Source organism: Microcoleus sp. T2B6, assembly GCF_036700475.1.
In the GTDB taxonomy this organism is placed as follows: domain Bacteria; phylum Cyanobacteriota; class Cyanobacteriia; order Cyanobacteriales; family Microcoleaceae; genus Microcoleus.
In genome coordinates this window covers 1-7,076 of the sequence record NZ_JAUBOZ010000190.1, presented here as the reverse complement: position 1 = coordinate 7,076, position 7,076 = coordinate 1, and the positions used below count along the sequence as shown (strand labels likewise).

General features: G+C 39.8%; 6 protein-coding genes and 4 pseudogenes. 5 read left to right on the top strand and 5 right to left on the bottom strand.

The features are described from left to right. Positions 1 to 62: 62 nt before the first annotated feature. The 3 genes from QUA00_RS35810 to QUA00_RS35800 all read left to right on the top strand — a co-directional run bounded on the left by QUA00_RS35810 (position 63) and on the right by QUA00_RS35800 (position 2,060). Entirely contained in the window at positions 63 to 830 is a 768-nt protein-coding gene (locus QUA00_RS35810) for an ABC transporter substrate-binding protein (RefSeq protein WP_333413303.1), read from the top strand. Positions 831 to 1,043: 213 nt separating this feature from the next. Next, positions 1,044 to 1,559, top strand: coding sequence for a DUF6444 domain-containing protein (locus QUA00_RS35805; protein ID WP_333413301.1), 516 nt, complete (start codon positions 1,044 to 1,046; stop codon positions 1,557 to 1,559). 342 nt (positions 1,560 to 1,901) lie between these two features. Beyond that, positions 1,902 to 2,060: an IS66 family transposase gene (locus tag QUA00_RS35800; protein ID WP_333413299.1), complete on the top strand. Its 159-nt coding sequence runs from the start codon at positions 1,902 to 1,904 to the stop codon at positions 2,058 to 2,060. Positions 2,061 to 2,071: 11 nt separating this feature from the next. On the opposite strand, the pseudogene QUA00_RS35795 reads toward QUA00_RS35800, so the two are convergent. Then, positions 2,072 to 2,413 (bottom strand): annotated as a pseudogene (locus tag QUA00_RS35795) (ISAs1 family transposase); the annotation flags it as partial. 60 nt (positions 2,414 to 2,473) lie between these two features. Beyond that, positions 2,474 to 3,505 (bottom strand): annotated as a pseudogene (locus tag QUA00_RS35790) (IS4 family transposase); the annotation flags it as partial. A gap of 291 nt (positions 3,506 to 3,796) precedes the next feature. On the opposite strand from QUA00_RS35790, the gene QUA00_RS35785 reads away from it, so the two are divergent. Next, positions 3,797 to 4,261 (top strand): hypothetical protein, encoded by a 465-nt coding sequence (locus tag QUA00_RS35785; RefSeq protein WP_333413297.1) that lies wholly within the window; start codon positions 3,797 to 3,799, stop codon positions 4,259 to 4,261. A 138-nt stretch (positions 4,262 to 4,399) separates the two neighbouring features. Continuing rightward, positions 4,400 to 4,942, top strand: coding sequence for a transposase (locus QUA00_RS35780; RefSeq protein WP_333413295.1), 543 nt, complete (start codon positions 4,400 to 4,402; stop codon positions 4,940 to 4,942). Between the two features lie 17 nt (positions 4,943 to 4,959). Here the strand turns inward: QUA00_RS35780 and QUA00_RS35775 are convergent. The 3 genes and pseudogenes from QUA00_RS35775 to QUA00_RS35765 form a co-directional block, all read right to left on the bottom strand. Then, positions 4,960 to 5,296: pseudogene (locus QUA00_RS35775) on the bottom strand (hypothetical protein); the annotation flags it as partial. A gap of 112 nt (positions 5,297 to 5,408) precedes the next feature. Continuing rightward, positions 5,409 to 6,308: pseudogene (locus QUA00_RS35770) on the bottom strand (ISAs1 family transposase); the annotation flags it as partial. Between the two features lie 408 nt (positions 6,309 to 6,716). Further along, positions 6,717 to 6,932, bottom strand: a complete 216-nt coding sequence (locus QUA00_RS35765) for a hypothetical protein (RefSeq protein WP_333413293.1) — start codon at positions 6,930 to 6,932, stop codon at positions 6,717 to 6,719. Positions 6,933 to 7,076: the final 144 nt, after the last annotated feature.

Sequence of the window (7,076 nt, the reverse complement as noted above, 5' to 3'; positions counted from 1 at the left end):
TGGGTCCGGGTCTCTCCCGCGAATCGGTAGAATATTTGCACATATAGATGTTCTATATAGAGATGGTCTATATATATGTGTTCGATCGCCCGCTTATGAAAAAACCTACTTCTCGCCCTACTGCCTTGTTCGTTACCTGCGCTTCACTGCTGATCGCTTGCACTCAGACGAACACTCCCCAGACATCGACTACAGTATCTCCAGGTAGTTCGCCATCTCCGGCAACTTCGCCACAGGGTTCGGCTGCGGGGAACTCTGCGGCTATTCCCGTTGGGGTTGGGGTGGCGCAAACTAGCAATGTGGCTTTGCTGGGTCAGGAACAGGTGGCTGGCGCGAAAATTGCTGAGAAGTATTTCAACGATAAGGGCGGTGTGGATGGGACGCCGATTAGACTGGTGTTCCAAGATACCGGTGGAGATGAACAAGGGACGATCAATGCCTTCAATACTCTGATCAATCAGGATAAGGTGGTAGGTATTGTGGGGCCGACTCTCTCGCAACAAGCTTTTAGTGCAAATCCGATCGCCGATCGAGCAAAAGTTCCCGTACTCGGCCCCTCCAACACCGCTAAAGGCATTCCCCAGATTGGCGATTATGTGGCCCGAGTCTCCGCGCCTGTGGCCGTGGTAGCACCTAACGCAGTTAAAGCTGCACTGAAGCAAAATCCCAATATTAAGAAAGTAGCCGTGTTTTTTGCTCAGAATGATGCTTTTAGCAAATCTGAGACTAGACCTCTTGCAAAAATATTTTATGATATAATTAAAGATTTGGAATTTTTCAAAATGTCTGTCCAAATAAGTTCCCAAAGCTCAAAAATCTTGTGGCTTTGAATAACCAAGAAACATTCAGATGATAAAATATTTGCGTTCTTCTATTTGAGGTGAATGTTATCAATGTTATACGAACAAGCCAAAACTCTTAAAAGTAGCCAATTTAAAAGACGGTTTGGGGTGTCTCCAAAAACCTTTAACCAAATGGTAGAAGGTAAGGATTCAGGTAAAAATAGTTCCGCAGAGAGCCGAACAATATGGTAATGTAGTCAGATGAGCGAAAAGTCAGAGTTATCAGCAGCACTAAAATTAGAAATGGTTGACCAGTTGAGCCACCAGGAGCTGGTCAAAATTGTGCTCACCCAACAGAAGCTGATTGAAAAATTACAACTCCAGCTCGAAAAGCTCCAAGAGAGACAGCCTAGCAATAGCAAAACATCATCGAAACCCCCATCAAGCGATCTGATACAGAAATCAGAGACAGCCAAAGTTGACAACTCAAAAGAGTCAGAGTCCGAGCCAAAGCGCAAACCAGGAGGACAGCCGGGACATATCGGCAAAACCCGAAAAGGATTTGGGCGAGTAGATAGATATCAAATCAGCACTCCTGACTCTTGCGAGCATTGTGGTAGCAAAGAATTAAGTGATGCGATCGGTTATAGCAAGCAGCAGGTAGCCTGCTTAGTTGCCTTACCTATTGAAGTGGTGGAATATCGACGAGTCAAATGTCAATGTCATGAATGTGGAGCAATAGTAATCGGCTCACCAGCATCCGGGATAGTTCCTTGACTTGACTTAAGCATCAACCTACAAGCATTATTGAGCTGGTTAGGTAATTATGGGCATATGTCCTATGAAAAACAACAAGAATTTCTGCACGAACTAGGTGGAATTGAAATTGGGATCGGGACATTACAAGCAACAAATGCGCGGGTAGCTGATGCTGTCAAACCCGCCGTTGAAGCCTTATGGCAATGGGCACCATTACAAGCTTTCCGTCCATGTCGATGAAACTCCGTGGTGTGTCAAGGGAGTCAAAGAATGGTTGACCGACAGCTACGGGTCAAGATTTTTGCCTGTTTCATGCTGCGGATACTCGGAGTAGAGCCGAATTAGAGACGATGCTGGGGCATGAATTTGCGCTCAGTGTTGAGTTCCGATGATTTTAGCGTATATAACGGTGTGATCGTGGGAGCGCAGCAGAAATGTTTAGCCCATTTACGGCGACATTTTAAGAAAGTTCTGCAAATCGGCCACGGTAACAATGCTGTCGTCGCAGAGGCAGGGTAAGAGCATCTCAATCATGCTTGACAAAAGCACTTGAGAATTTGCATCATATAGTCATTATTCATCGCAGCCCGTTTTCTTTTTTGTCGCAAGCTACGTTTGAGAGTTGTTTCTTGATTGACAGCATTAAGTGCCATCCGTCTTACTAGAGCAAAATTCTGAGGGCTGTTTAACGAACGAATACGACATTTATCTTCATTAAAAGTAACATCTAAACTCCAATGCATTTGGTTCTCAATGCTCCAATGTTGACGAATAACACGACCATTAATCTGTGCATCTACTGGTAACGAACTTAAGTAAAAATGCACTTCACGAGTGGTTTTATTCCAAAGATGACGGACATTACTCACAAGTTAAGCTAAAAGCACTATTGTCAATGAGTAATCTTACTCATTTTTTACCTGTTGACCCAATTAAAATATGACTCCATTTGTTCCTTTATTGTTGAAAAAAAATTGTTCGGGACTTCTTTGAGTTCCAGGGAAAGGAGAAATAATTAGCCTGACATGAGGTTTTCGTCGTCGCTTAACAATCCCTAAATCTTGATTTTTATCGTCGGCAAAATACTTAACTAGGTCAGAAGCTAATCCTTTTTGATATGCCACAGAAAAATGATACATCCCCCGATAAATCATTTCTAATGAAACCCGTTCAATTGGTACTCCTAATTCATCGGCAACCGCATCCCCTAAATCTACTAAAACCGCATAAAATAGCCAAGTAGCCCAGATTTGTAGCTTGATTCCGTTTAAGGAACCAGTCCATAAATAGCTGAGATTTAGTAATCTTTTTACTAGACAAAATGCCTCTTCTATTCGCCAGCGTCTTTGATATAAATCTGCTACTACATAGGGTGGCAACACTTCGGGTTCTTGGACACTTGTCAGATAAGAACGCCAGGAACTCTTGGAGCGAATCTGTACTAATCTTATAGTCAAAGCTGGTGTCTTTTTTGTCCCTGCACCTATTTTAATTATCTGGTCTTTGATATCATAGGTATTTGTTAATACCCGCTCTACCTGATAAGATGCACATTTCTTGATTCGAGTGATAAATCCAATTTCTTGAGAAATGAGTTTTGACCAAAAAGCGAAGTGATAGAAGCCTCGATCCAATAATAGTAAGGTTTTCGGCTTAACTGTTTTTAGTAAATCTTCCTCCCAATTAGTATCTGCTTGTTTCGGATTTGTCCAAAACCAAATTTCTTCTGGAAGATGAGTTACTAGGTCTATTATTACTCCCATTTTTCCGGCTAATTGACCAATTGGCACATCTGATAAACTTTCGAGTTTACGAAATAATGCTTCTAATGTTGAGCCATCTGCTATCCAGATATTTTAAAAGTTTTTTAAGGCAAATTGTACGCTATCCGGTAGTGGTCTTGATTTTCTCATCAACCATTTCCGACGAAAATGAGGCAGTAATTATTTAAATACTTTTTCAAATCAATACTCCGGACAGTTTTTAAATAGGGATGCTTACGCAAGAAAGCACAGAAGCGAAAAAACTGAGTGCTATCTGAACCCAAAATAAACAGAAAAAAAGGCACTCTTTTAGGTTAAGCTATAAAAACACACAAGCTCAACAGATTGCATACATGAAGATTATTGAATCCATCTTACAACAAATGCCAGGAATTAGTCAACCCCAAAAGAAGTTTTTAATCACTTTATTCTCAACTATTTTGCTGGTCCTTTGGTTTGGTCAACTTCACGAATCTCAGTCGTTATAGTTATTTGAGCGAAAAAACCTACCGTCGTCACTTTCTCAAAAGCTTTAATTTTCCACAATTTAATCAATATTTCCTCGAATCTGCCTTAAATCCTGAACACACAGTCATTGCCGTTATCGATTGTTCTTTTTTAAAAAAAAGTGGCAAAAAAACTGACGGTAAGGGTTATTTTTATAATGGTGTAGCGGGGAAATCGGAACAGGGGTTGGAAATTTCTGTAATTTCTATTGTCGAAATTGAGAGTCGTTTATCTTATAGCTTAAGCGTACAACAAACTCCATCACGCCCTCAAATAAAGAAGGTGAAAAAATTGCCACAAAAACCGAAGAATAGCTGGTCAAAAAAATCTCGCAAAAAACAGGAGTCTCAAAGCTCAACGCCTGACATCACAAGAGTTGATGACTATGCACAACATCTAAAGAATACTCGTTATTTCTTCCCAAATTCTGTACGTCCAAATGGTCGCTGATGGCTATTACTACCGCTCTAAATTCTGGGATGCTGTGCGGGAGTTAAATTTAGACTTTATTGGCAAGTTAAGAGTTGATGCCGTCCCTACGCTATCTTTATACTGGTGAACAAAAGAAACTGGGAGCTCCACGTAAATATGATCGCACAAGTTGACTGCCATGATTTGAGTCGTCTTAATTTTGTTAAAGAAATAAAACCGGGAGTTTCATTATATACATTGGTGGTGTGGAGTTGTTGTTTAAATTGCCAAATTAGGTTGGCTTGTATCTCTGAGGTTCAAGCCAACGGAGAAATGAAAAATGCTTTATTATTTAGCACTGATATTCACTTACCGCCTGAGCAAATTGTTGAATATTATCAGGCTCGTTTCCAGATTGAATTTATTTTTCGTGATGCCAAGCAATTTACGGGATTGTCGGATTGTCAAGCTCGTCATTTACCACGGCTTGATTTTCACTTTAATGCCAGTCTAATTGCCTTAAACTTAGCCAAACATGAACTTTCTAGTTGTCATTCATCTGCCAAATCTTTTGTGTTTTCTATGGCCTCTTATAAACGTCTGGAATTCAATAAGCATCTACTTTCTACCTTTATTGATAAGTTAGATTTAGACCCGGATTTGATTTTAAATCACCCTAACCTTCCTTCAGTCTTGTCTTATGGTACTCTGGCTGCTTAAAAACTGTCCGGAGTATTGTCAAATAAAACTGCGGTCAAAGTTAAAAATATGAGTGACAATGCTTGTTGGCTAATTTCTTGTGGCTGACACCATAAAAATCCTTCTCTATTTAATAATCTGGTTAATTCTGTTACTCCTGCTACGTCTCGCCATAATAAACTGGCGGATTGCTGCCATCATTAATGGTAGTGTCAGAATCCTATCTCTTAGATTTAGTTGGCGATAAAAAGTTTTTTGGGCCGCCATTGCCGGAATTAATAAATCTTCCAGGTGATTCGCGATCGCTTCATTTTCTACTTGGGGACGATTTTTTTTCTTTGCATGATCTCGGTTGATGCGTTTTTTGCTAGTCATAACTGGTTCAATTATGGCTCAAATGCTTGCCTGACAAAGGTTTCATCCTATTTTACCTTTCTTTTGTATACCCCTTGACAATTGGCACTTTTTCTTAACTTGTCACAAATGGATGACGGATCCTTTCGACCATCACAATAGTCCGAAGACCTGCCCATTGTTCTTGCTTATAAAGTCCTCCTAAAGATGCAACTGATACCGCCCAGACTTTTCTGGTTTCGATGCGATGATGTTCCTTTTCTGTTCGGGAATCATAGCTCACTTCAATTCCCATGAATTTCTGAGTTCTTGCGATATTAAACCAGTCTTTTACGTGATTATAAAGAGTAGGATGATTGCTTTTTAATGCCAGGACATAATCCGCTTTTTTCTGACGAATAAGTCGCACAATTTCGGTTTGAGTTCCCATCGCATCAATGGTGATAATCGCTCCCGTAATGTCGATTAATTCTAGCAAGGCAGGGATAGCTGTGATTTCATGATTAATGGTCTTCCACTTTGACTTGTCCGAGTACCAAACGCTGTTCACTCGCCCAAGCTGTCACTAAATGTAGGTTTTTTAAACCTTTTTCAGGCGTCATAAGATCCTCGTAAACTTTTTCCATCTATCGGGATAATTTGTGATGAAACTGAACCCATAATTTTTTGAAGCCATTGGGATAACTTCTCTTCTAATATTTTAGGGTCTAACCTTTCAAATACAAGGGCGGAATGTGTCATCGCTCGGAATTCCATTGGGTAATTCTAAAAATTCCTCTAACCATTCTTGCTTACTGAGTCCGTAATTTTCTATGTCTTCCCATCCATCGGCTCCGGCGATTACAGCTAATATGCTGATGATGAGAATGTCTTTAAGTAAGTGTTGTTTGGTTCTGTCTACTCTGGGATCTTGTATGTTATCAAAATAAGTTGATAAGCTCGCTTGTAAATGTTCGACGGATATTAGTTGAGTCCGATTATTCTGCTTCTTTGATTTTTGGGTTGGCGAAACAGGAGCAAATCCTTTTTTCATTGACTTTTCCTCACCAGTCATGACGCATGATTAAGAAACATTATATAACCACTAATCACTAATGCCAAATCGTATATATTGCCCTTTTTGTCAAGTACAATTTATACCAAATTAGATGAGCTTACCCTGTAAACTTAGCCAAACATGAACTTTCTAGTTGTCATTCATCGGCCAAATCTTTTGTGTTTTCTATGGCTTCTTATAAACGTCTGGAATTCAATAAGCATCTACTTTCTACCTTTATTGATAAGTTAGATTTAGACCCGGATTTGATTTTAAATCACCCTAACCTTCCTTCAGTCTTGTCTTATGGTACTTTGGCTGCTTAAAAACTGTCCGGAGTATTGTTACAACAAATGCTAGGGATTAGTCAACCCCAAAAGAAGTTTTTAATCACATTATTCTCAACTATTTTGCTGGCCGTTTGGCTTGGTCAACTTCACGAATCTCAGTCGTTATAGCTGTTTGAGTGAAAAAACCTACCGTCGTCACTTTCTCAAAAGCTTTAACTTTCCACAATTTAATCAATATTTTCTCGCGTGTTGCTTTAAACCCTGACCACACAATTATTGCTGTTATTGATTGTTCTTTTTTAAGAAAAAGCGGCAAACAAACTGATGGCAAGGCTTATTTTTATGTAAGGATTCAGGTCAAAAAAGACTTAAGTGGCGGCATCTGGTAAAATAAAGGTAATGAAAAAGCCCACAGCCACCAGACAGAAGGAAAAAACCGAAATAGAGCAGTTGAGCCAAGCTGAACTGGTAGAAA